This window comes from Gordonia sp. NPDC058843, from assembly GCF_042743165.1.
Taxonomy (GTDB): domain Bacteria; phylum Actinomycetota; class Actinomycetes; order Mycobacteriales; family Mycobacteriaceae; genus Gordonia.
In genome coordinates this window covers 35,153-56,181 of record NZ_JBHYNC010000002.1, presented here as the reverse complement: position 1 = coordinate 56,181, position 21,029 = coordinate 35,153, and the positions used below count along the sequence as shown (strand labels likewise).

The 21,029-nt window shown below is 66.5% G+C and carries 20 protein-coding genes and 2 pseudogenes; 11 read left to right on the top strand and 11 right to left on the bottom strand.

From position 1 onward, the window contains the following. Positions 1–244: 244 nt before the first annotated feature. Together ACFW3F_RS02020 and ACFW3F_RS02015 are read left to right on the top strand one after the other, a co-directional pair. On the top strand, positions 245–1,045 hold the full coding sequence (locus ACFW3F_RS02020; protein WP_388053808.1) for an IclR family transcriptional regulator: 801 nt from the start codon (positions 245–247) through the stop codon (positions 1,043–1,045). Positions 1,046–1,172: 127 nt separating this feature from the next. Continuing rightward, positions 1,173–1,964 carry an SDR family NAD(P)-dependent oxidoreductase gene (locus ACFW3F_RS02015; protein ID WP_388053806.1) on the top strand — a complete coding sequence of 264 codons (792 nt, stop codon included), beginning with the start codon at positions 1,173–1,175 and terminating at the stop codon, positions 1,962–1,964. Between the two features lie 124 nt (positions 1,965–2,088). On the opposite strand, the gene ACFW3F_RS02010 is transcribed toward ACFW3F_RS02015, so the two are convergent. The 3 genes from ACFW3F_RS02010 to ACFW3F_RS02000 all read right to left on the bottom strand — a co-directional run bounded on the left by ACFW3F_RS02010 (position 2,089) and on the right by ACFW3F_RS02000 (position 4,968). After that, positions 2,089–3,660 carry an FAD-dependent oxidoreductase gene (locus tag ACFW3F_RS02010; protein WP_388053804.1) on the bottom strand — a complete coding sequence of 524 codons (1,572 nt, stop codon included), beginning with the start codon at positions 3,658–3,660 and terminating at the stop codon, positions 2,089–2,091. 151 nt (positions 3,661–3,811) lie between these two features. Further along, positions 3,812–4,213 carry a VOC family protein gene (locus ACFW3F_RS02005; protein WP_388053802.1) on the bottom strand — a complete coding sequence of 134 codons (402 nt, stop codon included), beginning with the start codon at positions 4,211–4,213 and terminating at the stop codon, positions 3,812–3,814. After that, positions 4,210–4,968 (bottom strand): SDR family NAD(P)-dependent oxidoreductase, encoded by a 759-nt coding sequence (locus tag ACFW3F_RS02000; RefSeq protein WP_388053800.1) that lies wholly within the window; start codon positions 4,966–4,968, stop codon positions 4,210–4,212. The genes ACFW3F_RS02005 and ACFW3F_RS02000 overlap by 4 nt, the downstream gene beginning before the upstream one ends. A 198-nt stretch (positions 4,969–5,166) precedes the next feature. On the opposite strand from ACFW3F_RS02000, the gene ACFW3F_RS01995 reads away from it, so the two are divergent. The 6 genes from ACFW3F_RS01995 (at position 5,167) to ACFW3F_RS01970 (ending at position 11,262) form a co-directional block, all read left to right on the top strand. Then, entirely contained in the window at positions 5,167–5,973 is an 807-nt protein-coding gene (locus ACFW3F_RS01995; protein WP_388053798.1) for an enoyl-CoA hydratase-related protein, read from the top strand. Next, positions 5,970–7,127 (top strand): acyl-CoA dehydrogenase family protein, encoded by a 1,158-nt coding sequence (locus ACFW3F_RS01990; RefSeq protein WP_388053796.1) that lies wholly within the window; start codon positions 5,970–5,972, stop codon positions 7,125–7,127. The genes ACFW3F_RS01995 and ACFW3F_RS01990 overlap by 4 nt, the downstream gene beginning before the upstream one ends. Continuing rightward, a complete protein-coding gene (locus tag ACFW3F_RS01985; RefSeq protein ID WP_388053794.1) occupies positions 7,124–8,221 on the top strand; it encodes an acyl-CoA dehydrogenase family protein in 1,098 nt (365 codons plus the stop codon). Before ACFW3F_RS01990 ends, ACFW3F_RS01985 begins: the two co-directional genes overlap by 4 nt. Beyond that, on the top strand, positions 8,221–9,504 hold the full coding sequence (locus ACFW3F_RS01980; RefSeq protein WP_388053792.1) for a CaiB/BaiF CoA transferase family protein: 1,284 nt from the start codon (positions 8,221–8,223) through the stop codon (positions 9,502–9,504). The genes ACFW3F_RS01985 and ACFW3F_RS01980 overlap by 1 nt, the downstream gene beginning before the upstream one ends. Continuing rightward, a complete protein-coding gene (locus ACFW3F_RS01975) occupies positions 9,501–10,211 on the top strand; it encodes a GntR family transcriptional regulator (protein ID WP_388053790.1) in 711 nt (236 codons plus the stop codon). Before ACFW3F_RS01980 ends, ACFW3F_RS01975 begins: the two co-directional genes overlap by 4 nt. Positions 10,212–10,290: 79 nt before the next feature. Next, positions 10,291–11,262 (top strand): alpha/beta hydrolase, encoded by a 972-nt coding sequence (locus ACFW3F_RS01970; protein WP_388053788.1) that lies wholly within the window; start codon positions 10,291–10,293, stop codon positions 11,260–11,262. Between the two features lie 49 nt (positions 11,263–11,311). On the opposite strand, the gene ACFW3F_RS01965 is transcribed toward ACFW3F_RS01970, so the two are convergent. From ACFW3F_RS01965 to ACFW3F_RS01940, 6 genes are all read right to left on the bottom strand, one after another. Then, a complete protein-coding gene (locus ACFW3F_RS01965; protein WP_388053786.1) occupies positions 11,312–12,598 on the bottom strand; it encodes an NAD(P)/FAD-dependent oxidoreductase in 1,287 nt (428 codons plus the stop codon). Position 12,599: 1 nt separating this feature from the next. After that, the gene (locus tag ACFW3F_RS01960) at positions 12,600–12,920 is read right to left on the bottom strand and encodes a 2Fe-2S iron-sulfur cluster-binding protein (RefSeq protein WP_388053784.1); all 321 of its coding nucleotides are present in this window, start codon (positions 12,918–12,920) and stop codon (positions 12,600–12,602) included. Between the two features lie 9 nt (positions 12,921–12,929). Next, the gene (locus ACFW3F_RS01955) at positions 12,930–14,180 is read right to left on the bottom strand and encodes a cytochrome P450 (RefSeq protein WP_388053782.1); all 1,251 of its coding nucleotides are present in this window, start codon (positions 14,178–14,180) and stop codon (positions 12,930–12,932) included. 34 nt (positions 14,181–14,214) lie between these two features. Continuing rightward, positions 14,215–15,123, bottom strand: a complete 909-nt coding sequence (locus ACFW3F_RS01950; RefSeq protein WP_388053780.1) for an SDR family NAD(P)-dependent oxidoreductase — start codon at positions 15,121–15,123, stop codon at positions 14,215–14,217. 78 nt (positions 15,124–15,201) lie between these two features. Further along, the gene (locus ACFW3F_RS01945; RefSeq protein ID WP_388053778.1) at positions 15,202–16,149 is read right to left on the bottom strand and encodes an SMP-30/gluconolactonase/LRE family protein; all 948 of its coding nucleotides are present in this window, start codon (positions 16,147–16,149) and stop codon (positions 15,202–15,204) included. A gap of 287 nt (positions 16,150–16,436) precedes the next feature. Beyond that, positions 16,437–16,952 carry a nuclear transport factor 2 family protein gene (locus tag ACFW3F_RS01940; RefSeq protein ID WP_388053776.1) on the bottom strand — a complete coding sequence of 172 codons (516 nt, stop codon included), beginning with the start codon at positions 16,950–16,952 and terminating at the stop codon, positions 16,437–16,439. Positions 16,953–17,277: 325 nt separating this feature from the next. Here ACFW3F_RS01940 and ACFW3F_RS01935 point away from each other — a divergent pair, with 325 nt between their 5' ends. The 3 genes and pseudogenes from ACFW3F_RS01935 to ACFW3F_RS01925 all read left to right on the top strand — a co-directional run bounded on the left by ACFW3F_RS01935 (position 17,278) and on the right by ACFW3F_RS01925 (position 20,014). Next, positions 17,278–18,666, top strand: a complete 1,389-nt coding sequence (locus ACFW3F_RS01935; RefSeq protein ID WP_388053774.1) for an MFS transporter — start codon at positions 17,278–17,280, stop codon at positions 18,664–18,666. A 36-nt stretch (positions 18,667–18,702) separates the two neighbouring features. Then, positions 18,703–19,155: pseudogene (locus ACFW3F_RS01930) on the top strand (MaoC family dehydratase). 56 nt (positions 19,156–19,211) lie between these two features. Further along, positions 19,212–20,014 (top strand): annotated as a pseudogene (locus ACFW3F_RS01925) (MaoC/PaaZ C-terminal domain-containing protein). 58 nt (positions 20,015–20,072) lie between these two features. Here ACFW3F_RS01925 and ACFW3F_RS01920 read toward each other — a convergent pair. Continuing rightward, on the bottom strand, positions 20,073–20,459 hold the full coding sequence (locus ACFW3F_RS01920) for an MMPL family transporter (protein WP_388053772.1): 387 nt from the start codon (positions 20,457–20,459) through the stop codon (positions 20,073–20,075). Positions 20,460–20,492: 33 nt separating this feature from the next. Next, on the bottom strand, positions 20,493–20,873 hold the full coding sequence (locus ACFW3F_RS01915) for a nuclear transport factor 2 family protein (RefSeq protein ID WP_388053770.1): 381 nt from the start codon (positions 20,871–20,873) through the stop codon (positions 20,493–20,495). Positions 20,874–21,029: the final 156 nt, after the last annotated feature.

Sequence of the window (21,029 nt, the reverse complement as noted above, 5' to 3'; positions counted from 1 at the left end):
CCTCCTCATCGGTTCTCAAGCGGGATCGCGGCCGCATTCTCGCGCGAACCGTCCGTGACCACGCGGACATTCCGCGAAGGATAGACAGGCGGATCCGCTCCGTTGGGGGCTCGTTCCGCTGGCCGGGAGCACGAGGCGACAGGAGGTCGCCTCGCCTGAGACGGTCGGTGTCGCTCAACAGCGGTGGCGGAGGACGTCCGCCGGCGCGGGGGTATCGTGATCAGTGTCACATCAAGGAGGTCAGGTGAGGACGACACAGACGGGTGACACCCCCATTTCGGTGGTAGATCGGGTGTCGACGGTGCTCGAGGCGTTCAACGGAGCAGGGCCCATGACCCTGGCCCAGGTGACCGCCCGCACAAAGCTGCCGCGGTCGTCGGTCCATCGTCTACTCGAGCAGCTCGCCCAGGCGGGCTGGCTGGCGCGGTCACCCGACCAGACCTACGAGCTGGGGGTCAAGGCCTACGAACTCGGGCAGGCCGCACTCAACCAGAACCGCTTGCTCAGAGGGGCCCGGCCGGTGATGCACGCGTTCGCGCAGCGCACCGGCTACACCATGCAACTCGGCGTCGTCGACGGCGCTGACACGGTCTACCTCGCAAAAGTCAACGGGCGACTGTCGGGCCCTACCCCGACCGCCGTGGGTCATCGCATCCCAGCACACCTGACCGCGCTCGGGAAGGTGGTACTCGCCTACGCGGAGATCTCGCCGCGACGCAACTCACCTCGAGGTCTGCACACAGACGAGGACGGTGCACTCGTCCGGCGCACCGCGCTCAGCATCACAACGGCGTCGCGATTCGACAGCGAGCTCGCGCAGATCCGTGATCGTGGTGGCGCGTTCGATCGGGGAGAGGCTTTCCCGGGGATCGCCTGCGTCGGTGTGTCGATCGGGCCCCCCGACCACATCTACGGCAACATGGCCGGCCTCTCCATCTGCGGTCCGGTGGGAGCCATCGATCATCGCAAACTCCTCGGCCCGGTCCGGATCGCAGCGCGCGAGATCTGGGACCGGTGCGTCGCCGCCGATCTGGCCGATCACTGACCCGCGGTTCTCCACTGTCGTCACCGCCCACCGAGTGGGAGACGTGGGCGACGCGACCCTCCCCTCGGGGCACGATCGAGGCCCAGAGCCCTCGTGCACCGGACAGGGCGACGAGAAGGAGGAACGAATGAATCGATTCGACGGCCGACGGGTCCTGATCACGGGCGCGGGTTCGGGGATCGGCAGGGCCACCGCGCTGCGACTGCTGTCCGAGGGTGCCACCGTGGTCGGGGCCGACGTCTCGAGCGACGGGCTCGTCGCAACCGCGCAGGCCGCAGCCGACGTCGCGAAACCCGACCAGTTCGTCTCGCGCGCCATCGACATCGGTGATGAGGATTCGGTGCGGGACGGCGTCGCTTTCGCCACCGGCCACCTCGGCGGACTCGACGTACTGGTGAACGCCGCCGGAATTCTCCGCAGTGGACACACCGAGCAGGTCACGCTGCAGGAGTGGGATCAGATCATCCGCATCAACCTGACCGGCACCTTTCTGATGATCCGGGAGTCGCTGCCGGCGTTGATCGAATGCGGCCGCGGCGTGATCGTCAATTTCAGTTCCACCTCGGCCAGCTTCGCGCACCCCTATATGGCCGCCTATGCGGCCAGCAAGGGCGGCATCCAGTCGATGACGCACACGATCGCGCTCGAGTTCGCCAAGCAGGGGATCCGCGCCGTGTCGGTGGCGCCCGGCAGCATCTCGTCCGGCATGACCTCGGCCCCGGGGTTGCCGGAGGACTCCGACGTGTCGCTGTTCATGAAGATGCAGCCGGTGGTCCGGATCGAGAACTCTGAACCGTCGGCCGTCCCCGGCATGGCCGGACCGGAGAAGGTCGCCGGCGTCGTGGCCATGCTGGCCTCCGACGACGGGGCGTTCATCAGCGGCACCGAGATCCGCATCGACGGCGGTAGTCACCTCTGAAACGGGTTCGTCGATCGACCTGAGCGGGACATGAAGCCGGGCCGTGGCGCGCATTCTGCCGCACCACGGCCCGGAGTCTTTGTGGAACATTGCGTTCCGGAGCAAGCCCCAGATCGTTTCGACGTCAGGCGGTTTCGGCTGCCCGTCCCGCGTCGGCGAGTTGTGAGGCCATGTCCGCAACGGCACGGTAGGCCATGACCATCCCGGAACCGAGCGGTGTCCCCGGACCCGGATAGACCTCCCCTGAGATCGAGGCCGTGGAGTTGCCGGCCGCATACAGGCCGGGCACCACGCCGTTACCGTCGGTCCGGAGCACCGCACCGTCGCCGGTGATCACCGCCCCGCCCTTCGTGCCGAGATCACCGAGCACCATCCGGACCGCGTGGAAGCGCGATCCGTCGAGGGCGACCAGGCATTGGGCGGCCGTCTGCGCACCGAGGAAGAACCGGCCGTATGGGTCCTCGCCACGCTGGAAGTCGTCGTCGCTGCCCTGCGCGGCCAGCTGGTTGAAGCGATCCACCGTTGCGGTGAGCGCCGCGGCGTCGATCCCGATCGCGGACGCCAGGTCGTCGATCGACGATGCGGTGTGCCACAAGCCGGCCGCGGTCATCTCCGCTCGGTCCGGGGAAGGCGCACAGATCGCCGGGAGGTCGTCGCCGGATCGGTCGTCGAAGATGTACCAGAACCCATCGCCCTTTCCGGCCAGCATCCGTTCGCGCATCGCGCGACCCATCTGGTCGTACGGGAGCAGTTCGTTCGCGAAGCGGCTGCCCGTCTCGTCGACGATGATCCCCGCCCGCAAACCGAGCGTGAACACCGCGTGACCGTTCGGGAAGAGGGTTGCCGGGCACCACCACGACTGGTCGAGCAGATCCAGTGCCGCGTCGACGCTCCGGAGCATCGCGAGGGCGTCGCCCGATCCCGTGTCCGGGTGCGAGGAGGTCCACTTCGACGAGGGCATCTGCTGAAGGTCATGTCGCAGCTCGGCGTTGCGTTCGAAACCGCCGGCCGCGAGCAGCACCCCGCCCCGCGCCTGCAGCCGGCGTTCGATGTCGGCGCTGCGAACGACGACGCCGGTGACCCGCCCGGAATCGTCGACGACCAGGGACTCGGCCGCGGTCTCGGTGCACAGCTCGGCGCGCCCGGACTCGTCCAGCGCCAACAGCATTCGCGCGATCCACGCCTGACCACCGTCGAGCACCGCACGGTCCATCTCGATGCCGAACTGATCTGCCGGGACCATCGATCGGATGTCGTGGAGTCGAGTCCCCACCTCGTCGGCGGTGATCGGCTTGGCGAAGATGCTGCGCCCGTAGTCTTTTCGACCCGGTGCCGCGAAGTAGTCGGGGAACGGCCGGTGTTCGAGCGGGATCCCGATCTCGTTCTCCAGGAACTCGGCGACAACCGGCCCGGTCTCGATGAACGTGCGCTGCACATCGGGATCGGTACGGTCGCCGACGGTGTTGCGGAAGTAGGTGAGCCCGGTCTCCACCGAGTCGTCGACCCCGTCGCGCGCGAGGACGTGATTACCGGGCAACCACACACTGCCGCCCGAGTAGGCCGAGGTCCCGCCGAACCGGTCCGACTTCTCCACCACACACACCGTCAGCCCGCGCGACGTCGCCGCGAGCGCGCCGGCCAGTGCGGCCCCGCCCGACCCGATGACGACCACGTCGAAACTGCTGTTCCAAGTCATTGCGCACTCCGTGTTCTTGCGCCGCACCGGCCGTCCCGGCGTGCGCGGATGTCGATCTCATGCCGGCCGAGCTCCTGATCGCCACCGGCAGCGGCCACGCTAATGGCCTCACGGTGACCCATACCGCGCCGTTCCCGCTCAGTGGTCCTCGTCACCCTGCGGGCTGCACCGGCCCGACGAATTCCAGTTCGTATCCGTCCGGGTCGGCGATCACTCCGATCGTCATGCCGTACTCGGGATACTCGGTGGCCTCGGTGATCACCCTGCCACCGAGCCCGCAGGCCTGGCTCATGATCGCCGCCGGGTCGTCGGTGTTGAGGACGAACTTGCGCAGCATGTCACCGTGATCGGCGGGTGCGGAGGCCGTGGCGTCGGCGGGCAGGATGAGTTCGAGGCCCGCCGAGCCGGCGCGGACGATCGCCGCGGTGAACGAGGGCGTCGTGAACTCGCGCTCCATCTCGAAACCGCAACCTCTCGTGTAGAACTCGACCGACCTCGTCAGATCGCCGACCCGGATCGCGGTGAGCGAGAGAGTGACCGCGCCGCCGCTCATCGCGTCTGCGACCCACCGTTGAAGTCGAGGGTCTGGCCGGTGATGCCGCCTGCCTCGTCGGAGGCGAGGTACGCACAGAACGCCCCGACCTCGATCGGGTCACCCAGCCTGCCGATCGGAATGGTCTTCAGGATTGCTTCGATCATCTCCGGCGGCATCTTCCCCTCGAGGTTCTTCTGATGACCCAGCGCCACGATGTTGGCGGTGATGCCGTACTGGCCCGTTTCGGCGGCCAGATGCCGAATGAACCCCTCGATACCGCTCTTCCCAGTCGCGTACATCGTCTGGTTGATGTTCTGACCGGTGCGCGCCGAGCCGGACGAGATCTGGACGATCCGCCCCCACCCGGCGTCGCACATTCCATCGATCGCGGCCTTGATGCAGTTCATCGCGCCGAAGATGTTGAGGTCGATGGGGGCTCGCCATTCCTCGGGCGCCAGGTCACGGAAAGGCTTGATCATCCGGCCTTCCGCAACGCCGGCATTGTTCACCACGATGTTCACCTGCCCGCCGAGCTCGGCTTCGGCGGCACGGATGCTGTCGACGGTGGCGCCGTAGTCGACGACGTCGAAGGGTGCGGCTACGGCGCGGTTGCCTTCCTCGACGATCGCCGCGGCGACCTTCTCCGCGCGATCACCGTGCAGGTCGTTGACGATCACCGAAGCTCCTTGCCTGGCGAGAACTCTCGCGATTCCCTCGCCGACACTCTGTCCCGCGCCGCTCACGAACGCGGTCCGTCCGGTCAAATCGAACACCTGATTGCTCCTTCTGTCGCCACGCGATAGCCCACCTGCGCTGAGCCACGTCGTTCGCCGCACAGTAGTGCCGTTCCCGACCTCTGCCGGTCGGTCCGTCCCATTGAGCGGGCGACCCGAACGCGTCCTACCGGGGACAATGAGCAGACCCTCGTGATTGGATACAATTTCTGATCCCATCTTGTTAGGGTCGGCGACATGACGTCAGAAGGAACCAGTACCCAGCCTGACGCCGATGCTCCGTCGGTTCTCACCTCGGTGACCGATGGCGTCGCGCGTCTGACCCTCAACAACCCGCGACGAAAGAACGCGATCAGTCTCACGATGGCAGCGGCGATCGACGAGTTCTGCGACCGGGTGACCGACGATCCGACGATCGGAGCCGTGGTCGTCGACGCGGCGGGCCAGTACTTCTGCAGCGGCGCGGACACCCGCGATCTGGCGACCTCTTCATCAGATCCCGCCTCGCCCGAGGCGGTCTCACGCACGTCGGCGGTCTACGGCGCGTTCGTGCGGGTCGGGTCGCTACCCGTGCCGACCATCTCCGTGGTGGTGGGCGGTGCCGTCGGAGCCGGACTGAATCTGGCGATGGCCACCGACATTCTCATCACGACACCGGACGCGATTCTCGACAGTGGGTTCCTTGCGCGCAGCATCCATCCCGGTGGCGGACACCTGTCCCTGCTCGGGCGAGCGGTGGGCTGGTCGGCGACGATCGCCATGGCCGCCTGCGGACAGAGCCTCACCGGCGCCGAGGCGGTCGCGAAGGGTCTCGCGCACGCCGCCGTCCCCGCCGAGGAACTGCCCGCACTCGTCGACGGGCTGACCGGGCCGGCCGCACGCGATCCAGAACTGACACGTCGGATCATGACCAGCGCCCGACTCGAACTCGGTCCGCCGGCGGTCAGCTGGTCGTCGGCCCTGGAAATCGAACGCGGAGTGCAGATGTGGTCGATGTCCCGAAAGGGGCAGCAGGCCTGGTCGTCGCGGGGCCCGAAGCAGTGACGACCACCTCCTCGCCGCGGCGCTCGGTGACCGCCGACGAACTCGACACACTCCGGGCCGACGTTCGCGCATTCCTACGCGACCAGATCGACAGTGGCGGTTTCGTCCCCGATGTCGACAGCTGGATGACCGGATTCGATCCCGGCTTCAGTAGCCGCCTGGGCGAGCGTGGGTGGGTCGGTATGACCGTGCCGACCGAGTACGGCGGCCACGGCCGCACGCCGGTCGAACGTTTCGTGGTCACCGAGGAGCTGCTCGCACACGGCGCCCCCGTGGCCGCCCACTGGATCGCCGACCGCCAGATGGCACCGGGCATCCTCGCGAACGGAACCGAGGAGCAGAAGCGGCGATACCTGCCCGGGATCGCCTCCGGCACGATCTTTTTCGCCATCGGCATGAGTGAGCCGGACGCCGGTTCCGACCTGGCCGCCGTTCGCACGCGCGCCGTCGACAATGGTGACTCGTGGACGGTCAGCGGCACCAAGGTCTGGACCACCGGCGCCCACCTCGCGCACGCGATGGTGCTGCTGGCACGCACCGACGGCGTCCCCGATGACCGACAACAGGGGCTGTCCCAACTCGTTGTCGACCTCCCCCACCCGGACATCGAGATCCGGCCCATCCGGAGCATCGACGGGCAGGCGCATTTCAACGAGGTCATCTTCCACGACGCGGTCGTCGACAAGTCGGCGCTACTCGGCGAACGCGGCTGCGGCTGGGCCCAGGTCATGGGCGAACTCGCCTTCGAGCGTTCCGGACCGGAGCGGTACCTGAGCACGATGCCCCTGCTCCGCGCCTGGGCCGGCCAACTGCGTGCACATGGCGCGACACCCGAGCAACGCACGACACTCGGAACGCTCACCGCCGTGGCGTGGGCACTGCGCGGAATGTCGCTGCAGGTGGCCGATGAGCTGTCCGCGGGGGGCAAGCCGGATGTCCTCGCCGCGATGGTCAAGGACCTGGGCTCCACCTTCGAGGGTGATCTGGTCAATGCGATCCGCAGCTCCTCCGGGACCATCGCCCGCCGCGACGGAGGCACCCCGTTCGAGCGCCTGCTCGCGCAGAGTGTCCTACACACACCGGCGTTCACCCTGCGGGGCGGAACGAACGAGATCTTGCGCGGGATCGTCGCGCGTGGATTGGGGATTCGATGAGCGACCTGGCCGATGAATTGATCGCGGCGACCCGCTCGATGCTGGACCGCATCGACATCGACACCGAGACCCCCGCTCGGGGGGTGTCGGACGCACTCTGGGCTGCGCTCGTCGAGGCGGGCTTCACCTCGGTGGACGTCCCGACCGAGGCCGGCGGTCACGGATGCGACACCGCCGACGCGATCGCGGTGCTGTCCACGGTGATCGGGAGCGGCGCGCTCGTCCCGTTCATCGAACATGCGATGCTCGCCGCGTGGTTGTCCGGAACGACCGGACATGAACTCGGTCAGGGCACCGCGACGATCGGGGTGGCCGACGCCGGATTCGTCGTCGACGAATCCTTCGAGCCACTGCGCGTGACCGGCACCGTCCGCGACGTCGTCCACGTGTCCCCGGCGTCATCGCTCGTCATCCTTGTCCCCGAGACCGAGAACTCCGGCGCCCGCGTGGCGACCATCTCGCTGGCCCACGACGGCGTGTCGGTGACCGGAGGGAGCGACCTCCTGGGCGCCTCGATCGGCACCGTCACCCTGGACTCTGTCCCGGCGACCACTGCGGACTGCCTGGTCACCGCCGCCGACCTGAGACAGCGCGGTGCGCTCGTCTATGCCGCCGCGATGGCGGCAGCTGCCGGAACGGTCCGCGACCGGACCGTGCACTACGCCTCCGAGCGGACCCAATTCGGCAGGCCGCTGACCAAGTTCCAGGCGATCCAGCAACGACTCGCTTCGATGGCCGCATCGACGACCATGATGGAGATCGCGTGTCGCCGGGCCGCCGCGGTGGCGTCGAGTGATCCGCGACCCGCGCGAAGTGCCACTGCGGCAGCGAAAGTCGTCACATCGCTCTACAGCCACGAGGTCGCTGCGGCGAGTCATCAGATCCACGGTGCCATCGGCTTCACCTCCGAGCACCCGCTCGGACGCTCGACCACCGCGTTGTGGGCGTGGCGCGACCGCTACGGCACCGAGCACGAGTGGGCGGACGTGATCGCCGCACAGATCCTCGACGACGATTCCGACCCGTGGGACCTGATCACGGGAACCGCAACTACTTCGGGCACCGAACCCGTATCGACAGAACGGACTTCGTAGTGAGCACGACGATTTCAGTCGGCGACGACACCGCGCCGGAGCCGACGCCCGCGGTCGACCCGCGGGGGGCGTGGCGAACCGCCGACACCACCGAGGACAACGGTGTACTGACCGGCGTCCGCGTCCTCGATCTGAGCCGGGTGCTCGCCGGGCCCTACTGCGCGCAGACGCTCGCCGACCACGGTGCCGAGGTGATCAAGGTCGAGGCTCCCAGCGGTGACGAGACCCGCGGTTGGGGACCGCCGTTCGTCGACGACGGCACCAGCAGCGCCTACTACAACAGCCTGAACCACAGCAAAGAGAACATCTGCCTGGATCTGCGGACCGAGGAAGGACGCGCGATCCTCGCCGACCTTCTCGCGGGGGCCGACGTGGTGATCGAGAACTTCAAGGCGGGCACCATGACCCGCTGGGGCTTCGATTACGAGACGGTCCTCGCCGAGCGGCATCCCGGCCTGGTGTACTGCCGCATCACCGGCTTCGGCGTGGACGGACCTATGGGCGGCCTTCCCGGTTACGATGCGGTACTCCAGTCGTTCGGCGGCCTGATGAGCATCAACGGTTACCCCGACGGCAGTCCGCTGCGCGTCGGCGTCCCCATCGTCGACATCGTCGCGGCGAACATGGCGGTGAGCGGCATCCTGCTGGCTCTGCTCGCGCGCGAACGCAGCGGGCGCGGACAACTCATCGACATGACCCTGCTCGACTCGGTCATCTCGCTTCTCCATCCCCATGCGGCGAACTGGATTGCCGGCGGCGGAGTCCCGCAGCGCACCGGGGACTTCCATCCCACCGTCGTGCCGTATCAGGTGTTTCCCGCCCGCGACGGCGACTTCTTCGTCAGCGCCGCCAACGACCGGCAGTTCCGGTCGCTGGTCGAGACACTCGGCGTCGCACATCTCGCCGACGACCCGCGCTTCGCCTCGAACAAGGACCGCTATGCCCACCGTGAGATCCTCGCTGCCACATTGGGAGAACGCATCGCCGAGCACGATCGCGCCGACCTCGCGGCCCGGTTGGAAGCCGCGGGGGTGCCCGCCAGTTCGGTGAACACCATCGACGAAGCTCTCACCTCGGCGCAGGTCCGGCACCGCGGGTTGTTTCTGGAGACCGACACCTATCGTGGTGTCGGCGTGCCGATCTCGTTGAGCGACGCAGGCCACCGGCCTCCACGTCCGGCGGCGGCCAGGGGTGCGCACACCGGCAAGGTCCTCGAAGCCATGGGATACGACGCCGAGCGGTTGTCGATGCTCCGCACGGCCGGGGTGTTCGGTGAGGCATGACCGGAGTTGCGATGGGCGACGGCTCGGGCAAGCCCGCGGTGTCACGCGCGGCCACTCGCGTGGTCGCCGAACTCGAGCGGATGATCGTCACCGGCGAACTGCTTCCCGGACAGCCGATCCGACAAGAATTGATGGCCGAGCGCCTCGGTGTAAGCCGGCTGCCCGTCCGTGAAGGACTCCGCCAGCTCACCTCCGAAGGACTCGTTCAACATGAGCACAATGTCGGCTACACCGTCGCGCGGCTGAACCAGTCGGAGTTCGACCAGATCTACCTCATGCGAGCCGCTCTCGAGCGTGAGGTCCTGGCCGTGCTGCCCAGACTCGACGATGCCGCGCTCGACGAGATCAGCGAACTCCGCGACCTCGTCGCGGAAGCGGCCGAGGCCGCCGACATCCTCGAGATGCGACTGCGCAACCAGACGTTCCACTTCGCGGTCTTCGAACGGTCGCCCCTGTCCCTGGTGGTCGCGGAGCTGCGGCGGCTCTGGAACCTGGCCATGCCCTATCACGCCGCCTATCTGTACGACGCCGACGTACGACGCAAGGTGTGCGCCGAGCACGACGACATGGTCGAGGCACTCGTCGCCGGTGACAACAACCGATTGATCGAGCTGATGAACGTCCACCGCAAGGGCGGTGAGACGAGCACGGGCGTGATGCTGAACGCCACGTCACCGAGACACTCGGGCGAGCGACCGAACCTGTGACGCCCCGTCGACGACCACACCCGAACCCCCGCAGTCGCCGGGCAACCTGCTGCACAACATGACCGAGGTGACACCAGAGATGATCGCGAGTACACCGCACGACGCCGGCCCGCCCTGGGATCCGGACGTCGCCGTGATCGTTGACCGGATGATCGCGGCAGGCGCCCCCGCGTCATGGCAGCGCGGCGTCGAGAAGACCCGGGAGATGCTCGAATCGATAGTGCGGCCACCGGGTCCGGACATGGCCTCGGTGGAGGACGCGACCGCCGACGGCCCACACGGGCCGATTCCGTTGCGGATCTACCGCCCCCACGCCGCGCCGGCCGTCGGTGCGGCCGCGCTGGTCTGGTATCACGGCGGCGGCATGATCATGGGTTCGCTCGACTCCTTCGACCGACTCGCGCGCGATGTGGCCGATGCCACCGGCGCGGTCCTGATCAACGTCGACTATCGCCTCGCTCCCGAACATCGTTATCCCGCAGGCAATGACGATGCCTATGAGGCACTCGAATGGACACACCGCCGCTCGGAGGATCTCGGCGTCGACCCATCGCGAATCGGGGTCGGTGGCGACAGCGCCGGAGGCGGACTCGCCGCATCCACCGCTCTACGCAGCCGGAACACCGGTGGCCCTCGGATCGCCCAGCAGGTGATGTTCTACCCGGGTGTCGCACGCCGCGAGGACACCGCGTCGATGCGCGAGTTCGGCGACAGCGTGTTCCTCACCGCCGAGGACATCGACTGGATGAAGAACATGTACCTGGGTGAGGACCCCTCGCGGGACGACGAATACGGCACGCCGGCCATCGCCGAGAGCCTGGCCGGTCTCCCGCCGGCGATCATCGCCGTCGGACACGGCGACCCGATTCGCGACAGCGTCGAGCGCTACGGCGACCGGCTGCGCGGTGCGGGAGTCCAGGTCGCACAACTGCGGTATCCCGGTGTCGGACATGGGTTTGCGATGCAGACCGCGTCGGTGGCGCGGGCTCGCCTGGCGATGGCCGAGGTCGGCGCACTGGTCGCCGCGCGATTCGCCTCCCAGACGTCCTGACGTCGGGAGGCGAATCGGTGTCGCGCAGAGCCGGTGGCAGCGAGGAGGGTCAGGCCCGAACCGGCGCCAGCAGCTTCTTGAGTGGCACCGACGTATCGGCCAGCATCGCCGCGGACGGACGGAACCCCCGAGCAAGGGCCGACCGGAGCGCGACGAAGTCGGCCGGCGAGTTCAGACACTCGGCCGCAACCAACGCGTCGTCGGTGAAGTACAGCGCTACGCGGCGACGCGGACGTTCGGGATCGACCCGTACGAGCACCGATGTGTGCCCGCCGATGAGTCCCACGATCTGCAGTTTCTGATCGCCCTGATCCGACCAGAACCACGGCGCGCCGCGCGGCGGGACCTCTATGCCGGCGATCACGCTCGCCGCGGCGGCTGCCTGTTCGGTGGCGTTGTCGACCGATTCCAGTCGGAATCGCCGACCGCTCTCGGAGACATGGATGGTGCAGTCGCCGATGGCGAGTGTCTGTCCGTCCGACGCAAGGCAGTTGCCGTCGACCACGACACCGCCATCGGTGTCGAGACCGAGCTGATCGGCGATCTCGGTGCGCGGACACGCTCCTACGCCGACGAGAACCGTTGCGGCTCGGATCAACCGACCGTCGTCGAGGCGAACCCCGATCAGACGTCCGCCGTCGGCGACGATCTCGACCGGCACGGCTCCCAGTTCGACGTCGGTCGCCATCGCCCGGTGGGCGGAGAGCAGGGTCTCGGCTGTCGACGGCCCGACCGCCCGTGCGAGCAGACGGTCGCCTGCTTCGATCACCGTGATGTCGGCACCGAGTCCGCGGGCGGTGGCGGCGACCTCGAGCCCGATGAAACCCCCGCCGATCACCGCAACCGGACCCCGTGCCACTCGCGACAGCAGGCGATGCGCGTCGTCCATCTCTCGGAGCACCAAGACGTCGGGATGGTCTGCCCCCGGCAGGTCGAGGGTTCGTGCGCGCGCCCCGGTCGCCAGGACCAGTCGGTCGACCGAGAGTGTCTCCCTACGGTTCTCGCGGATCATCTCGAGCATGTAACCGCCCTCGGCGCGCGCGGCCCCGGTGACCTCGGTCCCGGTGCGAAGCTCGATCCGGTTGTCACGGTAGTACGCGGGATCTCGCAGCAGCACCGAGTCCGCGGAGACCTCCCCCGTGAGCATCGCCTTGGACAGCGGCGGCCGCTGGTACGGCAGGTGGGTCTCCTGCGAGATCAGCGTGATCTCTCCGGTGTATCCGACCGCCCGTAACCGGTCGGCGAGGTGCACGGCGGCGTGCGAGGCGCCGACCACCGCAACACTGCGCGGGGTAGACGCCTCGGAACCGGTGAAGTGGTCAGGTCCGACGGTCACGTCAGACCTGCTCGTCCGGAATGGTGACATGAACATCGACGCCCTCGGACAGGATGAGCTGACAGGAGAGTCGCGAGTTCTCCTCCCGATCCGAGGCCGTGCACTCCAGCATGTCGTCCTCGTCCTCACCCGGTGCGGCGAAGTTGTCCATCTCGGCCGCGTCGAGGTAGACGTGACAGGTCGCACACGACAGCGTCCCGCCGCATTGACCGACGATCCCGGTGACGCCGTGACGGACTGCTGTCGCCATCACCGAGTCACCAACCGATGCGTCGATGATCTTCTCGGCGCCGTCTGGTTGTGTGTAGAACACCTTGGGCACGAGGTCCTCCTACCAGGTGACGGGGAGGTTGGTGACCGGCTGAGTGAGGTTGGTGTCGTCGACGACGACCTCGCCGGCGAGTCTCAACTCCGGGAAGCGCTTGAACAGTTCGGCGAGACCCACCTGCATCTCCATCCGTGCCAGCGGCGCGCCGAGGCAGTGGTGCAGTCCGTAACTCAGGGTCAGATGCGGATTGTTGGGACGGGTGACGTCGAAGGGCTCAGCATCACTCTCGATCACGATCCCGTCGTGATTGGTGGATGCCGGGTCGACCAGGACGGCCTCGCCTTCGGCGATGAGGTGCCCGTCGATCTCCACATCCTCGGTGGCGACGAACGGTACCAAACCGCTCCCCCCGGCGATCTTGTCGTCGATGGCGAAGCGACCGAAACGAAGCACCTCTTCGACGGTCGTGGGTGCCAAACCGTCCGGGTCACCCAAGAAGACCTTGAGCTGATCGGGGTTACGCAACAACGTCAGTACGCCCAAGCAGATGAAGTTCGCGGTGTTGTCGAATCCGGCGATCACGAGAAGCATCGCGATGGGCAGGATTTCGCCGTCGGTGAGGCTGTCGTCCTTGTCGCGGGCATTCGCGAGGTCGCTGATCAGATCCTCGCGCGGGTCCTGTCGGCGTTTCTCGATCAGCTCGACGATGTATCCGAACAGCTCGGCCATGTTCGACATGACCTCGTCCTCGGACATGTTCGAGGTGGACAAACTCGCCGAACTCCACTTCTGGAATTTCGCCCGGTCCTCCGGGGGCACCCCGAGCAGGTTCGAGATCATCTGGATCGGGAGCGCGACAGCGTATTCGGAGACGAGATCGACGGGGTCGAGGTTCTCGCTCCTCTTGTCGATCATCGCATCGATCAGCTGGTTGGCATACTCGATCGCCGAATCCCGCATGGCCTTGACCCGCTTCGGGGAGATGGACCGCTGCACCAGCTTTCGCAACTTGGTGTGGTGGGGCGGGTCCTCGAACTGAAGGGTCGACTTCAGGAAGTCGGGAAATTCGACGAAGTACGGGACCACCCGCTCGCCGGTGCGGAACGGCTTGCGGACGAACCGTCCGTCACCGAGCATCTCGCGGGCAGCTGCGTTGCGGTGGATGACCCAGACGTCCCCGCCGTAGGGCATCGTCATCTTCGTCATCGGGCGATCGGCGGCGATCGCCCGGTACCGCGCGGCAGCCTCGTTCGGCGGAACGGCGGCGAACGGATACTCGGTGTTCGTCGTCGGGGTGGCTTCGGTTGTGCTCATGTCGGTACTCCAGAAATCGGGGCTGTTCGGACGGTCAGGAGACCGGCATCTGGGCGGGTGCGACGATCTGCGGGATCGCGTCGGGGGTGACGGCCATGATCTGTTCCCACTGCTCGGCGACGGTCTCGACTGTGAGCGAAGGATCGTGGATGCCCACGGTGTTGACGAGGGCGAGCCGGTTCACGATGCCGCCGGCGACGTTGAACACCTCTCCGGTCGTCTCGCACGACGGGTGTACCAGGAACGCGGCCACCGGGGCGACGTGCTCTGGGAGCAGCTGAGTTCGCATGTACTCCATGATTTCCGGCGAGAGCGTGTCAGCGGCGGCTTCGGCCATCCGGGTACCTGCGCCGGGGGCAATGGCATTCACCTTGACGCCCGCTTCGAGGCCCTCGAGCGCGAGGTTGCGGGTGAGGCCGAACAACGCGCCCTTCGACCCGCCGTAATGCGACATGCCGGGGTTTCCCAGCATTGCCTGCGAGATCGTGTTGACCACGCGCGGGGCCGGAGACTCGAGCAGATGCGGCCACGCGGCGCGCAGCAGCCGCATCGGTCCGAGGTAGTGCACGTCGAGGTGGCGCTGGTACTCCTCGTCGGGCACGTCACGGAATGGTGCCGCCCGCACGATTCCCGCGTTGTTGATCACGGCGTCGAGCCGGCCGAAGTTCGAGATCGCGGCGGCGACGAGCGCGGTTGCACCCTCGTCGGTCGTGATGTCGGAGTTCACCGCGACCGCCTTGCCGCCGGCAGCGGCGATCTCCGCGACGACGTCGGCGGCCGGATCACCCGATTCCACCCCGGAGCCGTCCGTGGTCGAGCCGAGGTCGCCGACCACGACCGAGGCGCCGCGCGAGGCCAGCAGGAGCGCATGAGCGCGGCCGATGCCGCGACCCGCGCCGGTCACGATCACGACGCGATCGGTGAAGTCGAGTTGTGCTGTCATTTGTCGTCCTTGCCTGGGTCGAAACGGTGGAGATCGGTGGGGTCGAAGCGATGAGAGTTCCCTGCCGGGGTGCCCGGGTCACGGGCGCGTCTGGCCGCCGTGGTTCTTGACGTCGGCGACGAAGATCCCGCCGAGAGCTTCACGGGCGGACTTCTCGAAGTCGAAGACCTCGTACCCGACCGTCATGTAGAGCGTGCTGCGATCGGGTCCGCCGAGCAGGCACGCGGACGCAATACCCCCCTCGAGGGGCATCGGGACTGCGTCGGTCAGACCGTCCTCGGTGAAGCGGGCGACGTAACCGCCACCCGGCATGGCTGCCCAGACCCCGCCTTCCTCGTCGAGCCCGATGCCGTCCGGCATGAACGGGCAGGTGGCGAAATCCCGTGCATTCGATAGGGTTCCGTCGGAGGTGCGGTCGATCACGGTGATCTTCTGCGCCATCACCTCGGCCACGAAGAGCTTGGTGCCGTCGGCGCTGATCGCGATACCGTTGCCGCAGTTCATCTCCGGGATGCCCGCGGGTTTCGAGACGGTGCCGTCGGGGTCGACGACGATCAGCGGCGAGGTGATCGGGGTCTCCCCCTGGAAGATGTCGAAGCCGAGTTGGGTGATGTACGCCCGGCCCTCGGCGTCGACGACCATGTCGTTGACAGCCTTGATCGCGAACTCGCTGACGTCGGCGTACTCGGTGAGATCGTCCGGCCCGTTGCCGCCGTGGACGAGGACCTTCTGCTCGTGCATCGAGTTCACGATGAGGCGTCCGTCCGGCAGCCATCCGAACCCGCCCAGGACGATGGGGACGTCGGTGTTCGCGGCCCGCCCGGTGGCGTCGACGACCACGGTCGCGTTGCCCTCGGCGTCGAGGGTCTTGAGCGTCCCGGTGTACATGTCCGAGAACCAGAAGGCACCGTCGTGCCAGCGCGGGCATTCCGGCCAGGAGTACCCGGTCGAGATCTTGCGGGCCTCGAAGGTGGGCGCGTCCGCGGCGGCAACGGCCGCTGCGACGGTATCGACGGGACTGGTCATCGGTGAACCTTCCGTGGGGTCGAACTGTTGACAACTGTTGTGCGAGAGTCGGTGAGCGTCCCGGCGGTCGGCGGCGCGGGCCGTCACGGCGTGATCCGTTTCCGCCGCCCCCGGTTGCTCTCGACGTTCGGTTCGCGTCGCCCATACCCCGCCCGACTTGTCGCCGGAAACCGTGAACTGGGTCACAGGGATGCGCACGGGACGAACACTAGGTGCTTGGCGGCGGGGCGGCCGGGGGCGTCCCATTCAGTGGACGCCGACCGCCGCCCCGCGCCGCTTGGAACCGTTCAGTCGGGGACGGTCTCGGGGTAGACCTGCGCGAACCACGCTCGCTGTTCGTCGTCGAAGGTGCCGAGTTCCATCGCCCGCCGGCCCCAGGCCTTGATCAGATCCAGGAAACTCGTGACGTCATAGACATCCCGCTGTTGCGAGAACTTCCCGTCTCCCGCGTAGGTGAGAACGCTGATGTGCGGTGCATCGAAGCGACTTCCGTCACCGGGATCTCTCATCACGTTGTCGAGTCGCGCCACGATCGTCCCGTTGGTCTCGTCGATGACGTGCCAGTACTCGGGGAAGCTCTCGGTGTGCGAGCCCGGGAACGTCGCGAGGCTCGGTTCGGCCCACGCCCAGATTCCCTCCTTGCCCTTCAGTTCCCCCGCCATCTGCTCGTGATAGACGACATCGTCGGTGAACAGGTCGAGGAAGTCCCGCCAGCTCCCCTCCCCCGAACCCGCACGATTGATGGTGGCGAACCACGTCTGATACGCGTCTTCGAGTTCCTGTCTTGTCCATGTGTTTGCCATACGTCGGACGCTATTTCCGGAGGTCCGCTCGCCGCGGCCCCGGTGTCCGGTCACCGGGAGAAAACGAACGACGTTCTCGCAGCGCAGACTTCGGCATCGAGTCCTGTCCCGGTCAGCGGAAGTGTCGCTCGACGCCGACCGTCCCCCGCGATCGAATGCACTGGTCACCAGCACGATGTCATTCTCCTCATCCGACAAAGCGGAGGGCCAATCCGTGTCGTCACTTCCGTACTCAGACAACAACAGTCAGATTCAACCCGCAGTCGTCAATTCCTGGCGAGCTCCGGGATGGTCGCCTCGAGTCTGCTTAGGGCTCGCCGCGATCGTGGCACTCCTCGAGGTCTGCTCCATTTCCTACATGATGGTCTCGACAGCGCTACCCGCCATCAGTCGCAGCTTCCAGACCACGCAAACAGCGTGGATGGTGACAGCGTTCATGCTGGCCGGCGCAGTGGTGTCGCCCATCGTGGCCAAGCTCGCGGACCTTCATGGCAAACGATTGATGTTGCTTGTCTCTATGGCGATCGCCGCGCTGGGCGCACTGGTTTCGGCGGTGGCGGCAAACTACGCGATGATGGTTGCCGGACGTACCCTCTTCGGCTTCTTCGTCCCGTGCATGTTCCTGAGCTACCTACTCATCCGCGATGTGTTCCCGGCCCGCACCGTTCCTCTTGCCATCAGTATCGTCACCAGCGGCCTGGGACTCGTAGCGATTCCCGCACCGTTTCTGACCGGTTGGCTGATAGACACCTTCGGTTTTCGCAGCATCTTCTGGTTCATGTTGTGCGCAATGGTGCCGTCCGCCGCCCTGGTGCGCCTGATGGTCCCGGAATCTCCGGTGCGCGTGCACGCGCGAGTCGACACGACTGGGGCCGCCCTGCTCGGCGCCGGTATCGCGGGCGTTCTCGTTGCAGTGAGTTTCGGCCCTTCGTGGGGTTGGGCATCGGGCCCGACGCTGGCGTTCCTGCTCGGCGGAATCGCCCTTCTGTGCGGATGGTTCATCTCCTCCCGCGTGCTGCCCGAGCCGCTGATCGACACATACGTGCTCGCGCGACGACCCGTGCTGCTGACGACGTTGATCGCCGGTGTGGTTTATGGCGTCTCCGGACTCACCGGCGTGTTGCTACCGCTGTTGATCATGACTCCACCGTCCCTCCAACTGGGATATGGCTGGGGTTACGACACCACGACCTACGGCATCTACAAACTTCCCGTCGTCATCGCGATTGTGGTGGGCGGTCTACTCGTCGGCTGGCTGGTGACGCGCGGCCTTCGTCCGCGCCTCACTGTTGTTGTCGGGCTTGCGCTCAGCGCGTGCGGATTCGGATTGTTGGCTGTCGACCATCACTCGTTGCTGACCATCGTGATCGGCGCCGGACTATGCGGATTCGGGCAGGGAATGGGATACGCATCCGTCCCCAATCTCCTCATCGAATTCGTCGATCCCAGACACCAGGCGACAACGGCAAGCGTGATGTCGGTGAACCAAGGAGTGTTCACTGCCGTCATCACCGTGGTGGTATTCGCGGTACTGAACAACTCTCACATAGCCGTGGTGGCCGAGGGCGCGAGTTTCTACGACTCGTCCGGATTCACCACGGTTTACCTCTTCATCGCCGCAGTCGCGGTGGCAGGGCTGCTGATGGCGCTGACATTGCCGAGACCGGTAGGCGCTGCCCACCGTGATCTCGCTTCGAATCACGCTGACAACTGACCAGCAACAGCTCGGGATCGGAAGGGTGACCCGCCCATGCGAACGTTCACCAGCCTCGACGAGATGAGATCGGCCATCGGGGAAGAACTCGGTCCCACCGCCTGGCTGGAGATCTCGCAGGAACGCATCGATGCGTTCGCGAACGCGACCGGCGATCACCAATGGATTCATGTCGATCCAGACAGGGCGGCGGCGGGCCCATTCGGGACCACCATTGCACACGACAATCTGACCATGTCGTTGCTGTCGTCGCTGATCGGAGGCATCTTCGCGATCGAAGGTCCGAGGCTGACACTGAATTACTGAATCAACAGCCTTCGGTTTCCGAACCCGGTCAGAGTGGGCGCTCGTGTCCGCGCGAACGCGGTGTTCACCTCGGTCGAGGAAACACCGAAGGGCGTCCGACTGATCATCACCACCAGGGTTGAGATCGAGGGTGAGACCGAACCGGCCTGTGTAGCCCAGAATCTGCGGCTCCTGATCTTCTGAGGGAATCGACGAGACCGTAGGCGAATAGCGCTTTAGGACAACGAAAAGGGACCGTGATGACAACTTCGACACACTCGGCAGTCGACTGGATAGGTCGCGATCTGGGCTCGCGCACCGTGCACTGGGACGAACGCGACGCGATCTTGTTCGCATTGGCTGTCGGTGCGCGCGCCGATGATCTCGACCTCGTGTACGAGCGGGAGCTCCGCGTGCTCCCGACCTTCGGACTCACCCTCGGTCAGTGGGCCCCGGACGAGCTCGGCTCACAGGGAGCGTTTCCCGTCGGGACGTCGCTTCACGGCTCCCAGCAGCTCATCGTCCACGACGAGCTGCCGCCCGCGGGTCAGGCGACGCTTTCCGCACGAGTCGACAACGTGTGGGACAAGGGTTCGGCGGCGATCTTCGACGTCAGGGTGAGCTGTGATCACTTCACCGCCGTGTGGTCCATCTTCGCCCGGGTTGCGGCGGTTTCGGTGGCGACCGCGGGCCGGGTGTGGCTGTCGCCGAGGCACTCTCACCCGCAACCTCGGTGCGCACCGCTGAGAACGCAGCGGCGCTCTACCGACTGTGCGGGGATCGTCACGCAATCCATATCGACCCGGCGGCCGCACGTGCGATCGGCCAGGACCGTCCGATCCTGCACGGCCTGGCCACCCTCTCCACCTCGGTCGTGGCACTGGCGCGGCATCGTGGCGCTCATCCCGCCGATCTGGCCTCGCTCTCGGGACGTTTCCGGTCGGTGGTTCTTCCGGGCGACGAGCTTCGAATCGACGTCACCGACTCCCCGACAGACGGGTTCGTCGTGTCCGGACCTCAGGGAGTCGTGATCGACAACGCGGTCGCCACCTTCGGGCGCTGACCGGAGGGCTTGGGCCGGCGATGCGATCGCCGGCCCAAGCCATGATGACGGATCGGGTCTATCCACCGATTGTCGAGTCCACCGGGTTCTTTCGGAGTCTGTCACCTGTGTCGGAGTCCTCGATCGACAGACCTTTTGCATCAATCCTCGGGAGCAATCGGTCGAGCTTGGCCGGCAGCCACCACGACCGGTTGCCGAACAGCGCGAGCGTTGCGGGCATGATCAGCATCCGCACGACGAATGCGTCGGTGAGTACACCGACGGTCAGCGCGAGAGCGATGGAGCCGACGAGGCTGTCGCCGCTCAAGCAGAATCCCGCGAAAACTGCGGCCATGATCGCCGCCGCTGCGACGACGACCGGACCCGACCGCGAGAAGCCCTCGATGATTGCTTCCTTGGTGTCCAGACCACGGGAGTGTGCCTCGTGGATCCTGGAGCCCGGCACTGGCGATGTACGGCAAAGGACCGCCGGGGATCGTCACTGCTGGCCGGCGATGACGTCCTCGGGCGCCCAGACCGCGCGCATGCTCGTGATCGTGAGATCGTCATCGAAGGTCATGACATCGATGGGCTCCACGACAACCGTCTGGCCGGGCAGATGCGAGGTGACGCGGAAGTGGAAGGCCGCGGTCAACCCGCCGGATCGGACGGTCAGCAACTCCGCAGTCGAATCGATGGAGTCCAGCGCGCTGTAGAACTTCTCGATCTGCGCTCGACCGACCTTGATCTCGGAGCCGACCGGATCCTCAAGCGTCGCATCCTCGGCATACAACGCGGCGATCTCGGCCGACGTACCGGTGCTGACTGTTGCTACGTACCCGGCAACAGCATCACGGATCTCATTGGTTGAGGGAGACATGAAACTCCTGTCGAATCGTTTCGCGCATCCACCACGGCCTCTGCGCGACCCCATGGAAGGGCTCACGTCATCGAATCAGCGGGTTCGGCCCGACGACAGACCGTCGTCCGCTGAACGGGACATCACCGCCGGCCCTCCCAACGCACACTGGATGAT

Coding starts and splice junctions, on each gene's coding strand:
- ACFW3F_RS01970 (WP_388053788.1), top strand. CDS start 10,291: ATGATCGCGAGTACACCGCACGACGCCGGCCCGCCCTGGGATCCGGAC.
- ACFW3F_RS01955 (WP_388053782.1), bottom strand. CDS start 14,180: ATGAGCACAACCGAAGCCACCCCGACGACGAACACCGAGTATCCGTTC.
- ACFW3F_RS02015 (WP_388053806.1), top strand. CDS start 1,173: ATGAATCGATTCGACGGCCGACGGGTCCTGATCACGGGCGCGGGTTCG.
- ACFW3F_RS01985 (WP_388053794.1), top strand. CDS start 7,124: ATGAGCGACCTGGCCGATGAATTGATCGCGGCGACCCGCTCGATGCTG.
- ACFW3F_RS01940 (WP_388053776.1), bottom strand. CDS start 16,952: ATGGCAAACACATGGACAAGACAGGAACTCGAAGACGCGTATCAGACG.
- ACFW3F_RS01995 (WP_388053798.1), top strand. CDS start 5,167: ATGACGTCAGAAGGAACCAGTACCCAGCCTGACGCCGATGCTCCGTCG.
- ACFW3F_RS01915 (WP_388053770.1), bottom strand. CDS start 20,873: ATGTCTCCCTCAACCAATGAGATCCGTGATGCTGTTGCCGGGTACGTA.
- ACFW3F_RS02005 (WP_388053802.1), bottom strand. CDS start 4,213: ATGAGCGGCGGCGCGGTCACTCTCTCGCTCACCGCGATCCGGGTCGGC.
- ACFW3F_RS02010 (WP_388053804.1), bottom strand. CDS start 3,660: ATGACTTGGAACAGCAGTTTCGACGTGGTCGTCATCGGGTCGGGCGGG.
- ACFW3F_RS01975 (WP_388053790.1), top strand. CDS start 9,501: ATGACCGGAGTTGCGATGGGCGACGGCTCGGGCAAGCCCGCGGTGTCA.
- ACFW3F_RS01950 (WP_388053780.1), bottom strand. CDS start 15,123: ATGACAGCACAACTCGACTTCACCGATCGCGTCGTGATCGTGACCGGC.
- ACFW3F_RS01945 (WP_388053778.1), bottom strand. CDS start 16,149: ATGACCAGTCCCGTCGATACCGTCGCAGCGGCCGTTGCCGCCGCGGAC.